Source organism: Shimia isoporae (genome assembly GCF_004346865.1).
Classification (GTDB): domain Bacteria; phylum Pseudomonadota; class Alphaproteobacteria; order Rhodobacterales; family Rhodobacteraceae; genus Shimia; species Shimia isoporae.
This window is the reverse complement of record NZ_SMGR01000001.1, coordinates 935,926-951,927: the sequence shown is the minus strand read 5'-3', so window position 1 is coordinate 951,927 and position 16,002 is coordinate 935,926. Positions and strand designations below refer to the sequence as shown.

Below are 16,002 nucleotides of genomic sequence, written 5' to 3'. Positions count from 1 at the left end.
CCAGAGGCTACAAGGCAATCCTACGGTCACGCAGACGCGCTGTTCACCCTTGCACCAAAACCCCGTCCTCAAGCCGCACAACCCGATCCATCCGTGCTGCCAGATCAAGATTGTGTGTCGCTACGAGCGCTGACAAACCGGTGCCACGCACCAGCTCCATTAGCGCCTCAAACACCTGATCCGATGTCCCGGGATCAAGGTTACCCGTGGGCTCGTCCGCCAACATCACGCGCGGCGCGTTTGCCAAAGCCCGACAAAAGGCCACCCGCTGCTGTTCTCCGCCCGACAACGCTGCGGGTCGATGTCCCGCGCGATGGTCGACCCCGACTTTGCCAAGCAACTCCAAGCCACGGATCTCGGCTGCTGCCTTTGCAACTCCATTGGCCATCTGCGGCAAGGCTATGTTTTCCAAGGCGCTGAATTCAGGCAACAAATGATGAAATTGATAGACGAAGCCGATGTCGCGACGTCGTGCGTTTGTGCGCCGACGGTCCGTCCGGCCGCTCAACACGTCACCGCCAACCGAGACCTCCCCCGCGTCTGGCGTGTCCAGCAGTCCGGCAATGTGCAACAAGGTGGATTTACCTGCGCCGGAAGGTGCAACCAGTGCGACCATCTCGCCCGCATTCAGCGCCAGATCAACACCGCGCAGCACATGCACTTCGTTGGCCAAGCCCTTGTTATAAAATTTCTCGACGCCATTGAGGCGCAACGTGACATCACTCATAACGCAGCGCCTCTACCGGGTTCATCCGCGCCGCACGGCGCGCTGGGAAAATTGTCACCACAAATGACAACCCTAATGACAACGTCATGGCTGTCACGACGTCCCCCATCTCCAACTTGGCCGGCAAATGATAGATCCCGCGTATGGTTGGGTCCCAGACGCCGCCGCCCATCATTGCATTCACAAATGAGAAAATCGGATCGATATAGAGCGCAAACAGGCATCCAAGCAGTACGCCCAGTATTGTTCCGAGAGTGCCGGTGAAGGCGCCACAGATGAAAAATACGCGCAACACCGAACCTTCGGTCAAACCAACCGTGCGCAAAATTCCGATATCGCGCCCCTTGTTTTTCACAAGCATAATCAATCCCGACACAATGTTCATTGTCGCGATCAGAACGAGGATCGACAGAATGATGAACATCACGTTGTCTTCCACTTCAAGAGCTCGCAGAAACCCGCCCGATGCATCTTTCCAAGTCCACACCAGCGCGCGATCGCCACCCGCCTGCATCAACGGTACAAGCATCTTCTCCACCTCTTCCGGTGCGGTGATCATCACCTCGATCTCGTCAGCAACCCCTTCGCGGTTGAAAAACGCCTGAGCTTCGGCAAAAGGCAAATAGACCCGTGTGCGATCAATGTCATAGCGCCCCGCGCTGAAGATATAGACCACCTCGTAAGCATTGATCCGTGGCGAAGTTCCAAAAGCCGTCTTTACACCGTTCGGAGAGATGATCTTAATTTTGTCCCCGACCATGACGCCCAATTCTCTCGCCACGCCACTGCCAATCGCAATCCCCTCTTCGAATCGTGCGATATCGCCGTCACTGGTCTCCGGATCGGCAATCCTTGGCAACTCCGCAAGGTTCTCTGCCCGAATGCCAAAGACCTCAACACCCGCATTTCTCTGGCGCAGGTTCGCCATGACCTGCCCCTTCACCAAAGGCGCGGCCCGCGTAACTCCTTCGACATTACGCAACCGCTCAGCCATCGCTTCATATTCGGAAATCGAGCGATCTATCCGTCCCGTCGCTTCGCTCACTTCGCCGGTCTGATACACCGTCACATGGGCATTTGCGCCCAGAATGGTGTCAACAAACTCTGCCCGAAACCCGGCCCTGACAGCCAAGGTCGCGATCAATGCAAACACCGCAAGAGTGATGCCAATCAGGCTGATCCAGGTCATTGTGCTGACCCCGCCTTCAGCTTTGCGCGCACGCAAATACCGCCAGGCGATCATCCATTCAAAACGTGAAAACGGCGCTGTCGTGCCTGCCATGTCTGCTCCGGCCTTTTGTTTGCACCGATATACACCCACCGGATCAAAAGGCCAATTACCTCCCTGAGGTGCGGCGGTCGACCGTTGGTTGTTCTTGGGTTTCGCGATCTTGCAGTGCTAAATAAAACGGGTGATTTGAGTTATAGATTTACGAGGCCCAGCATGCGCGCCATCGCATTTGATCCTTCCAGCGACCGCTTTTCCCTTCGCGATCTCCCTGTTCCCGCCGTGTCTGACGGCGAAGTACGTGTCAAAGTCGCTGCCTGCGGTCTTAATCCCGTGGATGCCAAGATTGACCTATGGAAAGACGCTGCCGTGGATATGTCCGACACTTGGGTTGGCGGGCTCGATGTTTCTGGCACGATCGATGCCGTCGGCGCAGGCGTCACCGAATGGCGAGTCGGAGACCGCGTTCTTTACCACGGCAACATGTTTCGCCCGAATGGCGGTTTTGCCGAGTTTGCCACCCACAAGGCTGCAACGCTGGTTGCGCATCCGGATTTGCCTTCGGCAACTGCCGCGGCAACACCTTGTACGGGATGGACTGCCTGGCGTGCCATGCTAGATAAGCTGCGCGTCGCCAAAGACATGCCCATTTTTATCAATGGCGCGGGTGCCGTCGGCCTTTTCGCGATTCAAATTGCGCGCATGGTTGGTGCACATCCAATCATCGCAACCTGTTCGGAAAACACAGATTCTGCCGCGCGAGCATCCGGCGCGACCCACACAATAAACTACCGCACAACGCCAAACATTCCCGAAGCCGTACGCGCCATTTGCCCCGACGGCGTCGCTCGGGCATTTGATACAGTTGGCATGGGGGGAGATATCCTCGCGGCTCAGTGCCTTGGCTACGAAGGCGAAATGCTTGCACTCGTGGATGAAGTTCGCCCGTCCTCTTACCCGGAGCCGTTCATGCAAGGCCTGAGCTTTCACCAGTTGTCCCTCGGTTCCGGCCACCGCAATGGCCCTCAAGGCGAGATGACGCTCTTGCGCGCAGGTCATGACTTCAACGCGGCATTCACGCGCGGAGACCTTACAGTGCCGTCGTTCCGGACCGTCGCCTTCGAGGACATGCCGGCACGTTTATCTGAAATACGCACCGGTCGTCCGTCCGCGAAATTCGTGTTGGAGCCTTAGAGGTTCCCCACCCCAAGCGGACAGGCCTCCGCCAACCGCGTCTCCACTACCGCACGCAGTTCGCCCAGCGTCTTCATGCGCGCGTCAATTTCTGCCAGCTTTTCGCGCAAGATCGCTTCGATCTCCGTTTGCGACAGCCCGCTTCCCAGCCCTTTTAACAAAGCGCCAATTTCGGCCAGCGAAAATCCGAGTGCCTGCGCCTGACGGATCAACCCGACCAGAACAACGACGCCGTCCGGATAATCCCTGTAACCATTCTGATGCCTGTCTGCAGAAATCAAACCTTCACGCTCATAGAACCGCAACGCATCCCGGCTAACGCCGGTCTTTGCCGCCAAAACACCAATGCGCATGATTTCCTTCCTTGACCTTGGACCTAACTCCAAGGTTTACACATCGTGGCATCCAAAACAACGCAAAGGATGCACCCATGACCCCGACAACCTTTCAGAAAATCTACTGGTTTTCGGCCTACTACGATCTTGTCGTGACATGGCCCTACGCCACGCCGATCACGCTCGCTCTATTCTGGAGCGCCCTTGGCGGCGCGCACTCAGCTTTTGGCCTCGCGCCACTTCCGGATCTCAACGCCTATGCAACGCTCTTTGCCAACTTCTTTGGAACTGTGGTTCTGGTCTGGTCGGTTCTGCGACTGCGCAAAAACGATCCGGCACTTGCACGTTATGACGCTGTCGGCCGCTGGCTATTTTCAGCATGGATGATCAACGCTCTGCTCAACGGCGCCAGTCCTGTACTTTGGGGATTTCTTGCGATCGAACTGGCCTTCGCGGTTCTGCAATCGCTTCCCATACGCGAGCAACAAACCGACTGAACAAAAAAAACCCCGGCTCAAGCCGGGGTTCTTTTTCGACCTCCGAGGCCGACTATTCCATCGTGTGTGGCTCCCAACCCCACGTCTCGCCATCCTCGAGCTTTACGCATTTCAGCAGCTGCTTTTGTGTCGCCGTCGGGCTCTCGCGGCGAAATGGTACGTCGACCGTGACCACCGACGCCGGAGAATACGCCAAGCCAGCATAGTAGCAGGCCGGACCAGAAGGAGCCGTAGGTGTCATAAGAACAGGTTGTGACGTCTGCGCCACCGCCCCCGTCGCCCACATCACGCCAATTAATCCAGTCAATATCCGCATCTCGCACCTCCGCGCTGTAAATAGTCTTTGCAAGAACACTGTGTCACCTTGCCCAGTTCAGGCAAGCCTCAATTTTGTTGGACCCTAAAACAAAAAACCCCGCGCAAAGGGCGGGGTTTTCAATTCGACCCACGCGCCCGCAAAGGCGCATCCAAAGTCAGAGCCCGATTACACGATGATCGGCGTAAATTTCGATCAGTTTTGCGACCGCAGCTTCCGGCGCCAACTCTTCGCTTTCTCCGGTCCGACGAGACGTTAGTTCGACAACGCCATTCTTCAAACCACGTGGGCCGACGGTGATGCGCCAAGGCAAACCAATGAGGTCCATGGTGGCAAATTTCCCGCCTGCGCGCTCCTTGCGGTCATCATAAAGCGGTTCAAGACCGGCGGCGACCAATGCCTTTTCCAGCGCTTCACAAGCAGCGTCGGCTTCTTCATCACCTTGTTTGAGGTTGACGATACCCGCATGGAACGGCGTCACACCTTCCGGCCAGATGATGCCATTCTCATCATGGCTCGCTTCGATGATCGCTCCCAGCAGTCGGCTCACGCCGATCCCGTGGCTTCCCATGTGAACAGGAACCTTTTGCCCGTCGGCGGTTTGAACTGTTGCCCCCATCGCCTCGGAATACTTCGTACCAAAATAGAAGATCTGTCCCACTTCGATCCCACGCGCGGTACGGCGACGTTCTTCGGGAATCTCATTAAACAGCGCTTCGTCATGCGTCTCGTCGGTCCGCGCATATTTGGACGTGAATTCTTCCAGCACCCCTTGGCACTGTTCGACACTGTCGTAGTCGATCTCACGGTCGCCGAAAGTCAGATCAGTGACAGCGCTGTCGTAGAAGACTTCGCTCTCACCGGTATCGGCCAACACAAGGAACTCATGAGTGTCATCGCCGCCAATCGGGCCGGAGTCAGCCCGCATCGGAATAGCCTGAAGGCCCATACGCTCGTACGTGCGCAGATAACTGACCAGGTGACGGTTATAAGCGTGCAACGCATCCTCTTTGGTCAGGTCGAAATTGTAACCGTCCTTCATATAGAACTCACGACCGCGCATAACGCCGAAACGCGGACGGATCTCATCGCGGAATTTCCATTGGATCTGGTACATTGTCAGCGGCAGGTCTTTGTAGGACGACACGTTGGAGCGGAAAATATCTGTGATCAGCTCCTCCGCCGTAGGGGTGTAGAGCATCTCCCGATCCTGGCGGTCGGTGATGCGCAGCATTTCCTCGCCATACGCGTCATAACGGCCGCTTTCGCGCCAAAGGTCCGCGCTTTGCAACGTCGGCATTTGCATCGGGATGTGACCGGCGCGGATCTGTTCCTCATGTACGATGTTTTCGATCTTGCGCAGCACCTTGAACCCCAGCGGCAGCCAGGAATAGATCCCCGCTGCGGACTGCTTGATCATGCCAGCCCGCAACATCAAACGGTGGCTGACAATCTGTGCCTCGGCAGGCGTTTCTTTCAACACAGGCAGGAAATAGCGGCTCAGGCGCATCGGCAAAACTCTCTCAGGTGGCTGCGTCGCACAGACGCAATATCATGTTGCCCTCTCGCTAGCCCAAAGGGTCGCGCGAGGCAAGCAACCAACAATACTGAGCGTCCGGATGCAAAACCCGTCATCGCACCACGTGACAGTTCACGACCAACAAAATCCGATTTGTGATTGCCTTAAATTGTCAGGAACTTGAAGGCTCCAAACGCCGACATAAGACCGCGTTTTCACGCAGGATTAAGAAATAAGAGTGCATCTAGCGGCAACTCGAAAACGCATGGCGTATTTCGGAATCACAAATGAAACGGCCGCTCAGCGCCACCCAAGAGCAGTATCACATGGTCATGCACGCCCAACCCAATTCGGACACGGCAGAACCCGCTTCGGTGGAAATTGAACACGTATCCACGCCCCCTTCCGGACGAGCTGACGCCGCCGGCACGGCGGCAGCCTTCGACAATCTGACGGCACTGGCTAGGCAGGTTGTCGGCGCAAAGTTTGCCGTACTGTCCATCACTCCAGAAAGCGTCCTTGATCTGGACATCAAGAGCGCCGCCGGCCTGCCACCGCACGTTCTGGCCAAAGCGGCAGGTGGTTTAAAAAACTGCCCTTGCCGCCATGTTCAGGAAACCAACGCGCCCTTGATGATCCACGACATCAACGACGCTATTCATACGGAACTCCATTCCAGCCTTTGCGAACTAGAGGTCACCGCCTATCTTGGCGTTCCGGTTTATCTTTCAGATGGCACTCCGGCAGGCAGCCTCGCTGTAATGGAAGACAGCCCAAGGAAATGGACGGACGCTGATCTGAAAACACTCGAGCAGCTTGCCCATTGCGTGGACGATCAGCTCGCCTTCAAGCAAGCGCTGCACGCAGCCGAAGAAGCCGAAGAACGCGCGCAGGAAGCTGCCGACGCGCGCGAACAGTTTCTTGCTCACATGGCCCACGAAATCCGGACGCCTCTGAACGGGATTATGGGCTCCGTTGATGTGCTGGCATCGATGGCAGACTATGACGATCCGAATGGCGACTTCACCCGCATGCTCCAAACAGTGGACCAATCCACCCAAGGTCTTCTGCGCATTCTGAATGACGCGTTGGACATTGCAAAAATCGACGCTGGCAAACTCGAGCTTGACGAGACCCCGTTCGATCTGTGCGAACTGGGCAACGAAGTCACCAAACTCTTTTCCGTGACCGCGGAATCCAAAGGCATCAGGCTCCTGTGTGATTGGGATCATGTAGAAGACGGAGAGATGCGGTTTGGAGACGGCTTCCGCCTGCGCCAAATTCTCAACAACCTGCTCTCGAATGCCATTAAATTCACTGACGAAGGCGACGTGCGCGTGACGATCACCGGTGGTCAGGACGACATCCTTTTGACGGTAAAGGACAGCGGCTGCGGTATGACGCAGGCTCAGATGGACTCGATCTTTGACGCCTATACTCAAGCCGACAAAACCGTAGCGCGTCGCAAAGGCGGTACTGGTCTCGGCCTGTCGATTGTGCGCAACCTCGTGCAACTCATGGACGGCCAGATCGCCGTTTCCGGAGAAGTTGGCAAGGGCACTCGCTTCGATGTGCGGCTTCCAATGCCGGTGCATGAGTTTGAACCCCTACCAGACCTTCCGACCTTCTCTCCAGAAGACGTCTTCATTGGTGCACGCGTCCTTGTCGCTGACGACAGCCCCGTCAACCGACTTGTTCTTGGCAAATTGCTGAACGGCCTACAGGCCGAGGTCGTCATGGCCGAAAATGGCAAGGAAACCATGGAACGCGCAGCGGAGGGCGGATTTGACTGGCTGCTGATCGACATCAACATGCCAGACATGAACGGCGATCAGGTTGTCCGTGCCTTGCGCGAATCCGGCATCCTGAGCAATCTCGCCAAACCCTGTCGCGTTGTCGCGGTGACGGCCAACGTCTTCCCCGAACAGATCGCATCATATCTGGACGCCGGATTTGATGCCTGCCTCGGTAAGCCGCTACGTCGCGACGATCTTGTCGCCTTGGCCATGCAGCACCAGTTCTGATTCCTCTCGGTAGCAGGGCTTGCAACCGCTCGCCCTATCAGCGATCACTTGGTCCAACACGCGAGCAACAGTGGGGCCCAAATGGCGCTTTCTCCGCAGAAACAAATGCAGTTCTGGGGCCTTTTTACGGTCCTGTTTGCGGTCATTCTCTGGGCCTTGGGCGACGTTTTGCTGCCTTTCGTTCTGGGCGGGGCGATCGCCTATTTCCTGGACCCAGTGGCGGACCGACTGGAAGAGGCCGGTCTTTCCCGCGCCCTCGCAACAACTGTCATCACGGTTTGCAGCATTCTGATTTTTGTGGTCATGATCCTCGCGGTGGTACCGACACTGGTTGCTCAGGCTGCCTCTCTGATCGAAACACTTCCTCAACTCGTGAGAGACCTACAAGCCTTTGTAAACGCACGTTTCCCTAGCCTACTGCAACCTGAAGGCGTGGTGCATGACGCTTTAAAATCCGCCGGCGAATTTCTTCAAACCAAAGGACCGGAGCTGTTTCAGGGCGCGTTGCATTCAGCAGCCTCTCTTCTCAACGTTGTAATGCTGCTGGTGATTGTGCCCGTCGTTGCTTTCTACTTGCTCCTGGATTGGGACCGCATGATCGCAGAGGTCGACTCATTGCTGCCGCGCGACCATGCGCCAACCGTTCGCATGCTGGCAAAACAAATGGACAACACGCTGGCTTCGTTTGTGCGCGGCATGGGCACGGTTTGCCTGATCCTCGGCACCTATTACGCCGTGGCTCTGATGATCGTAGGTCTGCAATTCGGCCTTGTTGTAGGCTTCATCGCTGGGCTCGTGACTTTCATACCCTACCTAGGTGCTCTCATTGGCGGAGTTCTCGCCATCGGACTTGCCTTGTTCCAGTTTTGGGGTGACTGGATTTCTATCGGGCTTGTTGGCGCGATCTTTGCCATCGGCCAAATGGTCGAAGGCAACGTGCTCACCCCCAAACTCGTTGGCAAATCCGTCGGCCTTCATCCTGTATGGCTTTTGCTGGCGCTCTCGGTCTTTGGAGCCCTATTTGGTTTCATCGGAATGCTTGTTGCAGTGCCCGTAGCTGCCGCAATTGGCGTGCTTGCGCGCTTCGTGGCAACCCAATACACCACCTCCAAACTCTACCTCGGCCACAGCAACGCCGAAGCAGAGCTGGAAGAGACCGAAAACGACTGATTTATGGCGGAACAACTGAACTTTGACCTGCCCGTCCGGGCAGCCTTGGGGCGTGAAGACTTCTTCGTCAGCCCCGCGAACGCTATGGCCCTCGGTCTGGTGGAGAGTTGGCCTAACTGGTCTGGTGGCAAACTTGTAATTTCCGGTCCGTCAGGTTCCGGCAAATCGCATCTCGTTCAGGTGTGGGCTCATATGTCCGGTGCACAGGTCGTCGCTGCCGCCGATCTGACCGAAGCCAACGTTCCACACCTAGCCAAACATCCCGTTGCTGTCGAAGACGTTCATCGGATCGCCGGAGTTCCCGATGCGCAGACCGCGCTCTTTCACCTCCACAATCTCACTCTGGCAGAGGGCAATACACTGCTTCTGACAGGCATCGGTGCGCCACCACAATGGGGCCTTGACCTGCCCGACCTGCTTAGCCGCATGCAAGGCGCAACAGTTGCCGTAATGGAAGACCCCGACGACATGTTGCTGATGGCAGTGATGGCGAAACAATTCGGGGATCGCCAACTCATGCCCAACCCGGACACCTTGAGCTATCTGGTCAAGCACATGGAGCGGTCGTTTGCCGATGTCGCCCGTGTCGTACAAGAGCTGGACTCACTCAGCCTCAGCGAAAAACGACCGATAACCAAAGTTCTCGCGAAAAGGGTTCTCGAACCATAATCCCAAAACAACCCAAGGACCTTTTGGGGTGTTTATGAATGGTCATTGCCTCCGGCAGTAGGAGTCCGAAAAGCGGCGTGGGTCTTTGGTCAGCCTCGTCAAAATGACTATCAGATTCGTTATTCAACCCTCGAAAACCCGTCCAACGAAATCCGCTTCTCATCGGGGAACATAGAGCTTTCACGCGCGGCTTGCTGTCCGAGTTGGCACCCGTCCTCATCTTCAGAAATTTTGGTGCTATCGCATCGGGCAACCGCGCAGAATTTCGCCAACCGCAGCTCGTCCGCCTCCCCGCGACACCCCGTTCTCTGGACCCTCCTGCCAAAGCGCCCTAAAGTCATCTTCTCGTTACCTGCCAATGGCATGAGACCGATATGACCCAAGCTGACTTTTTGAAATCCGACTTCCCTACCCCCAAAGAGATGCCGCATCTGGACCTCACCGGCCCCGATCGCTTCTATAATCGCGAACTCTCGTGGCTAGGCTTTAACTGGCGGGTTCTGGAAGAAGCCGAAAACACGCGTGTTCCTCTGCTGGAACGGTTGCGGTTCTTGTCCATCTCCGCAACCAACCTTGACGAATTCTACACCGTCCGGGTTGCGGGTCTGCGCGAACTCGCCCGCGAAGGTAATATGACCCCAGCTCAAGACGGCCTTACACCTGCTGAGCAACTTGTCCTGATCAACGATGATGCCCGAAACCTGCTTCAGGAACAGCAACGCATGTTCAACGTGCTGCGTGGCGAACTCGAAGAGGCCAACATCCACATTCTGGACCGCCACGCGCTCTCCGAAGAGGATCGCGCCTTCCTTGCTGATGTCTTCCTGAACCGCGTATTTCCTGTTCTTTCGCCGCTCGCGATCGACCCCGCACACCCTTTCCCGTTCATTCCGAACCTTGGCTACTCCCTTGCGCTGCAACTGGAACGCACCAAATCCAAACGCGCCCTGCTCGCCCTGCTCCCGATCCCGCATCAGATCGACCGCTTCGTGTTTTTACCCTCGGAAGATGGCTCGTATCGCGCACTGCCTCTCGAGGAGCTGCTTCTTCTGCATCTGGACAGCCTGTTCCCTGGCTACAAGGAAAAAGGTCATTGTGCGTTTCGGGTGCTGCGCGACAGCGACCTCGAAGTAGAGGACGAGGCCGAAGACCTCGTGCGCGAGTTTGAAGTTGCGCTCAAACGGCGCCGCCGCGGCGAAGTTGTGCGCATGAAGATCTCCACCGATGCGCCGACTGCATTGCGTAGCCTTATCATGGAAGAGCTTGAGGTTACCGAAGACGAAGTGGTCGAAATCGATGGCATGATTGGCCTCGCGGATTTGTCGGAACTGGTTCTGGACGAGCGGCATGACTTGCTTTGGCCAACCTTCGCACCCCGTGTTCCGGAACGCGTGCAAGACTTCGACGGCGACATGTTTGCAGCCATCCGTCAAAAAGACATGTTGCTGCACCATCCCTACGAAACCTTCGACATGGTCGTGCGCTTCCTACAACAAGCCGCACGCGATCCCAACGTAGTGGCGATCAAGCAGACGCTTTATCGTACCTCCAAGAAATCACCGATCGTGGAAGCGCTTTGCGAAGCCGCCGAAGACGGCAAATCCGTGACTGCACTCGTGGAACTCAAAGCCCGATTTGACGAGGCCGCCAACATTCGCCAATCGCGGCGCCTCGAACGAGCGGGGGCGCATGTGGTCTACGGGTTTACCGACTGGAAAACCCACGCAAAAATTTCGACGGTGGTGCGCCGCGAAGGCGAACAGCTTGTGACTTACACACATTACGGCACGGGCAACTACCACCCTATCACCGCCAAGATTTACACCGATCTCAGTTTCTTCACCTGTGACGCGGATCTCGGTCGCGACGCCACTAAGGTTTTCAACTACCTCTCAGGCTACGTGAAGCCGGAAACGCTCGTGAACCTTGCGATTTCGCCGCATTCCCTGAAATCGACGCTGATAGAACGGATCGACGGCGAAATCGAACACGCCAAGGCCGGCAAACCAGCGGAAATCTGGGCCAAGATGAACTCGCTGATCGAGCCCGAAGTCATCGACGCGCTCTATCGCGCCAGTCAGGCCGGCGTGAAAATCAGCCTTGTGATCCGAGGCATCTGCGGCCTCCGCCCGGGCATCAAGGGCCTGTCTGAGAACATCCGCGTAAAATCCATCGTCGGCCGCTTTCTGGAGCATTCTCGCATTGTCTGTTTCGGCAACGGTGGCGGGCTGCCATCCAAGAAATCCCGCGTCTTTATTTCCTCAGCCGACTGGATGGGTCGCAACCTAAACCGTCGCATTGAAACACTGGTCGAGGTCCGGAATAACACCGTCAAGGCACAGATCGTATCGCAGGTCATGGCGGCAAACCTTGCGGACGTTGCGCAAAGCTGGGTGATGAAACCCGATGGCACCTTTGACCGGCTGCCGGTCCCTGAAGGGGCCTTTGCCTTCAACTGCCATAGGTTCTTCATGGAAAACCCCTCTCTGTCGGGCCGGGGCTCTGCCGGCGCATCAGATGTTCCCAAATTGACTCACACCGAAGATTGACCCAAAAGCCGCGGTGCCTCACATTGAGGCACCCCGCCTTGGGGACGTCTTTTGGGGATGACTATGACGACCGACCTCACCGACCCAATCGCACAGGAAAGCGGGTTGTTTGACCTCCCGATTTTCGAGGACCCAGAGGCCCGCGCGTTGTCGCGTGTAGGTGTCGTGGATGTCGGATCGAACTCCGTCCGCCTAGTCGTTTTTGATGGGGCTGCCCGCAGTCCGGCCTATTTCTACAATGAAAAGATCATGTGCGCCCTTGGCGCGGGTTTGGCTCAGTCCGGCAAGCTGAACCCCGAGGGTCGCAAGCGCGCGCTTGCAGCCATTGCCCGCTTCCAGCGTCTGGCTGACGGAATGCGGCTTTACGGGCTTACCGCAGTCGCCACAGCTGCCGTGCGCGAAGCCGAAGACGGACCCGACTTCTGCGAAGAAGTCCGCCGCGAAACTGGTGTCCACATCCACGTCATTGACGGTCAGGAGGAGGCGCGCCTTTCGGCACAAGGCGTTCTGCTCGGCTGGCCCGGTGCCTATGGACTCGTCTGCGACATTGGTGGGTCTTCTATGGAACTTGCCGAAATTGAGGACGGAAAAGTCGGCCGCCGCGTCACATCGTCCCTCGGCCCGCTCAAGCTGCGCGATGTCAAAGGCGGCAAAAAAGGCCGGAAGGCTTACATCAACGAAACATTGGACAAACTGCACGCCGAAATGGGCAAACAAAAAAACCGCCTGTTTCTTGTCGGCGGTTCGTGGCGTGCCATTGCCCGTGTCGACATGCACCGACGCGGCTATCCGCTGCATGTCCTGCACGAGTACCGCATGTCCACTTCTGCGGTTCAAAAGACGGCAAAGTACATAGCAAACAGCGATCTGAACGAACTGCGCCAGGAGTGCGGTATATCCGCGTCCCGGATGGACCTCGTGCCACTCGCCATCGAAGTGCTTAAAGGGGTCTTGCGCCGCTTCAAGCCGCGTGATGTCGCCATAAGTTCCTACGGCATACGCGAAGGCATGCTCTATGAGCAAATGCCTGACCATGTGCGGGAACGCGATCCGTTAATCGAGGCTTGCCGCTTTCAGGAAGCTAAGGACGCACGCATGCCGGGATTTGGCCGCTCGCTGTACAAATTCATTCTGCCGCTCTTTCCGCACGCCAAAAGCTACGAGCGCCAACGCCTGCTCAGAGCTGCTTCACTGCTGCATGACGTGAGCTGGAGAGCCCACCCGGACTATCGCGCTGAAACCTGTTTCGACGCGATCACGCAAGCCAACCTTGGCGGTTTGAAGCACTCTGAACGTGTCTACATCGGTCTCGCCTTGCTCTATCGCTACCGCAATCGCCGTGAAGGCACACGTTTTGAGGACATCTACGAACTCATTGACGACAAAGCAAAAAAAGAAGCTGAAGTCCTTGGAAAGGCGATGCGTTTCGGCGCTATGCTCTGGATGCAAAACCGCGAGGACATGGGCTCTCTGCGCTGGCGCCCCAAGAAACGAGAGCTACACCTGAGCTTGCCTCCCGCAACGGGCGCACTTTTTGGCGAAGTCGCCGAAGCCCGTTTTCATTCCCTTTGCCGCGCACTCGACGCGGAGCCCGTGATCAAGATCGGGACGTAGCCACGCGCCGGAGCACGCTGATTGTTAAGCCTCAAAGATCTATGGCGCCTTCGCCGGTCTCCACCTCCGGATCTACCATCTCTTCAGGGGTCTTCTTGCGCAGAATTATGTCACCGTTGGGCAGCACCTCTGGCGCGTGGTAACTGCTCCAGTCCTCAACCTTGTTGACGATCTCAGCCATTGCAGGCCCCATCTCAAGCATGAACTCCTGCATTTTGGGGCCGACTTGTTCAGCCAGACCGCGCATGCCTTCCAACGCCGGGGCCATTTCTTCTTGTAGGCCTTTGAAAAACAGGCGCGCACCTTCTTCCATCAAGCTCGTGCCCGTATCCGGCTCCTCTGTCGGTGTCGCCTCTTCAGCCCACACAGGGCCTGCCGCCAGCGCGGCACACAAAATCAAAACATGTCTCATAGCACCGATATGGGCCCCCGCCCTGATCAGGTCAAATATCGATATCCAGAACCACAGGAAAATGGTCACTGGCAAGCAACAAGGCCTCGCGTAATTCTGACACTGCGTAACATCCGTGATCCTCAAACGGATGCCATATCCGCCATTTCGGATTGGCCGACCTCAGTCCCTCTGAAATGAACACATAGTCCAGAAGGGCCTGCAAATAGCGGTTTTCATCCGAGATAAAGAACCTCGCCGACGAGGGCTGCGCCCCGATTTTTTGGCGCAGCGCCATTTGCGCATGCGGATCATACAAACGCGGCTCGTTGCCAGTGCCCATGACGATCTCTACGGATGAACGGCCGAATAGGTCTTCGTATTCATCTAGTCCGGGACCATCGTTCAAGTCGCCCAAAACAATCAGGTCCTCACCCTTTGACAGGTGTCGCTCGATCCGCCGTCGTAACCAGATTGCCTGCGCCAACTGCTTGCGCCGGTTGGCAATCGACACCCGCATGACCTCGTCCCGCGTCTTCGCGCCATGGGGCGCCTTGGATTTCAGGTGCGCACCAATCATCCTCAAGTGACGCCCCGACTTTGTCTGCAAAGCCAGCTCCAGAGGCGGTTTTGAAAAAACCACCTGATCCTTGGTTGCATCCACGTCCAGATCAATGCTGAACACGCCGTCAAACCTTGGCGCTTCAGTTGTCGTGTTGTGCCCCACAGGGTCATGCCGCGCCTCAAGAACATCCGGATCATACATCAACGCAATCTCTTGCTGCGTATCATTGGAAAACCCCATTACGGCTTCCCGCGCCCGCAACCCGAAAACTTGTGCAAAATGCTCTAGCGCCTCAACCGTCCGGCGCACCCGCCCCTGATCCGGTGCTTCGATCACCATCACGGCATCCGCATCCAGTGCCGTAAAGACCACCCCCAGCGCTTCAGCCTGCTGGGCCCGCGTTACGCCACGACGGCTTGACCATCCGTCATCCATGACCAGCTTGTTGTCATCGTCAAAAAGCGAAGAAAACCATTCCACGTTATATGCGGCGATCCGCATCAGGCGGCCTCGTTGATCTGTTCCCAGGCGCGGTTCACATCAATCATCCGCTTTTCGGCCAGCTTGATCGCCTCTTCCGGCACACCCCTTGCAATCATCGCATCCGGGTGTGTTTCCCTTACCAGCTTACGCCACGCCTTGCGGATATCAGCTTTGTCCATGTCTGGGGTCACACCCAGCACCGTGTAGGGGTCCGCTTCCGCATCAGGTACAAAACGCGCTCGCATTGCAACGAAACTGCGTTCCTCAACGCCGAGAATTTCCGCCACCCGTAATAAGAATGCATCCTCATTCGGATGGTACTCGCCGTCCGCCACCGCGATATGAAAAAGCCCCTCCATAAGGTCATCCGGCGCTGTTTTATTGGCGCCAAACAACCCGGAAATACGCGACGCATACTCCTCGAAACCTGCCACGTCCTGCCGCGCCATGTTAAAAACCCTGGCGGCATTCGCTTCGTCTTCGGGCGCAATTTGGAACACTTCGCGAAAGGCCGTAACCTCATCTCGTGTAACCAACCCATCCGCTTTGGCCATTTTCGCTCCAAGCGCGATTACGGCAATCGTAAACGCCACCGATCGCTCGGGCGGCGCGCGCAGATGTTCAAAAACGGTAGACAGCGGCTCTCCTTGACTAAGGGCCGCCAATGCTTGGGAAATTCGGGTCCAGATCGACATGGAACCACCTTAACTTTTGCAGGCGC

The 16,002-nt window shown here is 56.8% G+C and carries 15 protein-coding genes; 7 read left to right on the top strand and 8 right to left on the bottom strand.

Features of this window, described 5'->3' with window-relative positions:
- Nucleotides 1-43 precede the first annotated feature (43 nt).
- Both BXY66_RS04660 and BXY66_RS04655 read right to left on the bottom strand, forming a co-directional pair.
- Nucleotides 44-727, bottom strand: coding sequence for an ABC transporter ATP-binding protein (locus BXY66_RS04660; protein ID WP_132859001.1), 684 nt, complete (start codon nt 725-727; stop codon nt 44-46).
- Nucleotides 720-2,009 carry a lipoprotein-releasing ABC transporter permease subunit gene (locus BXY66_RS04655; protein WP_132859000.1) on the bottom strand — a complete coding sequence of 430 codons (1,290 nt, stop codon included), beginning with the start codon at nt 2,007-2,009 and terminating at the stop codon, nt 720-722. The genes BXY66_RS04660 and BXY66_RS04655 overlap by 8 nt, the downstream gene beginning before the upstream one ends.
- 162 nt (nt 2,010-2,171) lie before the next feature.
- On the opposite strand from BXY66_RS04655, the gene BXY66_RS04650 reads away from it, so the two are divergent.
- Nucleotides 2,172-3,149 (top strand): alcohol dehydrogenase catalytic domain-containing protein, encoded by a 978-nt coding sequence (locus tag BXY66_RS04650; protein WP_132858999.1) that lies wholly within the window; start codon nt 2,172-2,174, stop codon nt 3,147-3,149.
- On the opposite strand, the gene BXY66_RS04645 is transcribed toward BXY66_RS04650, so the two are convergent.
- Entirely contained in the window at nt 3,146-3,502 is a 357-nt protein-coding gene (locus BXY66_RS04645) for a MerR family transcriptional regulator (protein ID WP_132858998.1), read from the bottom strand. The genes BXY66_RS04650 and BXY66_RS04645 overlap by 4 nt on opposite strands.
- A gap of 77 nt (nt 3,503-3,579) precedes the next feature.
- On the opposite strand from BXY66_RS04645, the gene BXY66_RS04640 reads away from it, so the two are divergent.
- Entirely contained in the window at nt 3,580-3,981 is a 402-nt protein-coding gene (locus BXY66_RS04640; protein ID WP_132858997.1) for a hypothetical protein, read from the top strand.
- Nucleotides 3,982-4,033: 52 nt separating this feature from the next.
- On the opposite strand, the gene BXY66_RS04635 is transcribed toward BXY66_RS04640, so the two are convergent.
- A complete protein-coding gene (locus tag BXY66_RS04635; RefSeq protein WP_132858996.1) occupies nt 4,034-4,297 on the bottom strand; it encodes a hypothetical protein in 264 nt (87 codons plus the stop codon).
- 157 nt (nt 4,298-4,454) lie between these two features.
- The gene (gene proS, locus BXY66_RS04630; protein ID WP_132858995.1) at nt 4,455-5,807 is read right to left on the bottom strand and encodes a proline--tRNA ligase; all 1,353 of its coding nucleotides are present in this window, start codon (nt 5,805-5,807) and stop codon (nt 4,455-4,457) included.
- A gap of 296 nt (nt 5,808-6,103) precedes the next feature.
- On the opposite strand from proS, the gene BXY66_RS04625 reads away from it, so the two are divergent.
- From BXY66_RS04625 to BXY66_RS04605, 5 genes are all read left to right on the top strand, one after another.
- Nucleotides 6,104-7,840, top strand: a complete 1,737-nt coding sequence (locus tag BXY66_RS04625) for a GAF domain-containing hybrid sensor histidine kinase/response regulator (protein ID WP_132858994.1) — start codon at nt 6,104-6,106, stop codon at nt 7,838-7,840.
- A gap of 81 nt (nt 7,841-7,921) precedes the next feature.
- A complete protein-coding gene (locus tag BXY66_RS04620; RefSeq protein ID WP_132858993.1) occupies nt 7,922-9,010 on the top strand; it encodes an AI-2E family transporter in 1,089 nt (362 codons plus the stop codon).
- Between the two features lie 3 nt (nt 9,011-9,013).
- Nucleotides 9,014-9,679 (top strand): HdaA/DnaA family protein, encoded by a 666-nt coding sequence (locus BXY66_RS04615; protein ID WP_132858992.1) that lies wholly within the window; start codon nt 9,014-9,016, stop codon nt 9,677-9,679.
- 374 nt (nt 9,680-10,053) lie between these two features.
- The gene (locus BXY66_RS04610) at nt 10,054-12,228 is read left to right on the top strand and encodes an RNA degradosome polyphosphate kinase (protein ID WP_132858991.1); all 2,175 of its coding nucleotides are present in this window, start codon (nt 10,054-10,056) and stop codon (nt 12,226-12,228) included.
- Nucleotides 12,229-12,291: 63 nt separating this feature from the next.
- Nucleotides 12,292-13,842: a Ppx/GppA family phosphatase gene (locus tag BXY66_RS04605; protein WP_132858990.1), complete on the top strand. Its 1,551-nt coding sequence runs from the start codon at nt 12,292-12,294 to the stop codon at nt 13,840-13,842.
- Between the two features lie 31 nt (nt 13,843-13,873).
- Here the strand turns inward: BXY66_RS04605 and BXY66_RS04600 are convergent, their stop codons facing one another.
- Genes BXY66_RS04600 through BXY66_RS04590 form a run of 3 tightly spaced genes read right to left on the bottom strand, consistent with a single transcriptional unit; the run spans nt 13,874 to nt 15,976 of the window.
- Nucleotides 13,874-14,254: a hypothetical protein gene (locus BXY66_RS04600; RefSeq protein ID WP_132858989.1), complete on the bottom strand. Its 381-nt coding sequence runs from the start codon at nt 14,252-14,254 to the stop codon at nt 13,874-13,876.
- A gap of 31 nt (nt 14,255-14,285) precedes the next feature.
- Nucleotides 14,286-15,299, bottom strand: coding sequence for an endonuclease/exonuclease/phosphatase family protein (locus BXY66_RS04595; protein WP_132858988.1), 1,014 nt, complete (start codon nt 15,297-15,299; stop codon nt 14,286-14,288).
- The gene (locus BXY66_RS04590) at nt 15,299-15,976 is read right to left on the bottom strand and encodes a molecular chaperone DjiA (RefSeq protein ID WP_132858987.1); all 678 of its coding nucleotides are present in this window, start codon (nt 15,974-15,976) and stop codon (nt 15,299-15,301) included. The genes BXY66_RS04595 and BXY66_RS04590 overlap by 1 nt, the downstream gene beginning before the upstream one ends.
- Nucleotides 15,977-16,002 lie beyond the last annotated feature (26 nt).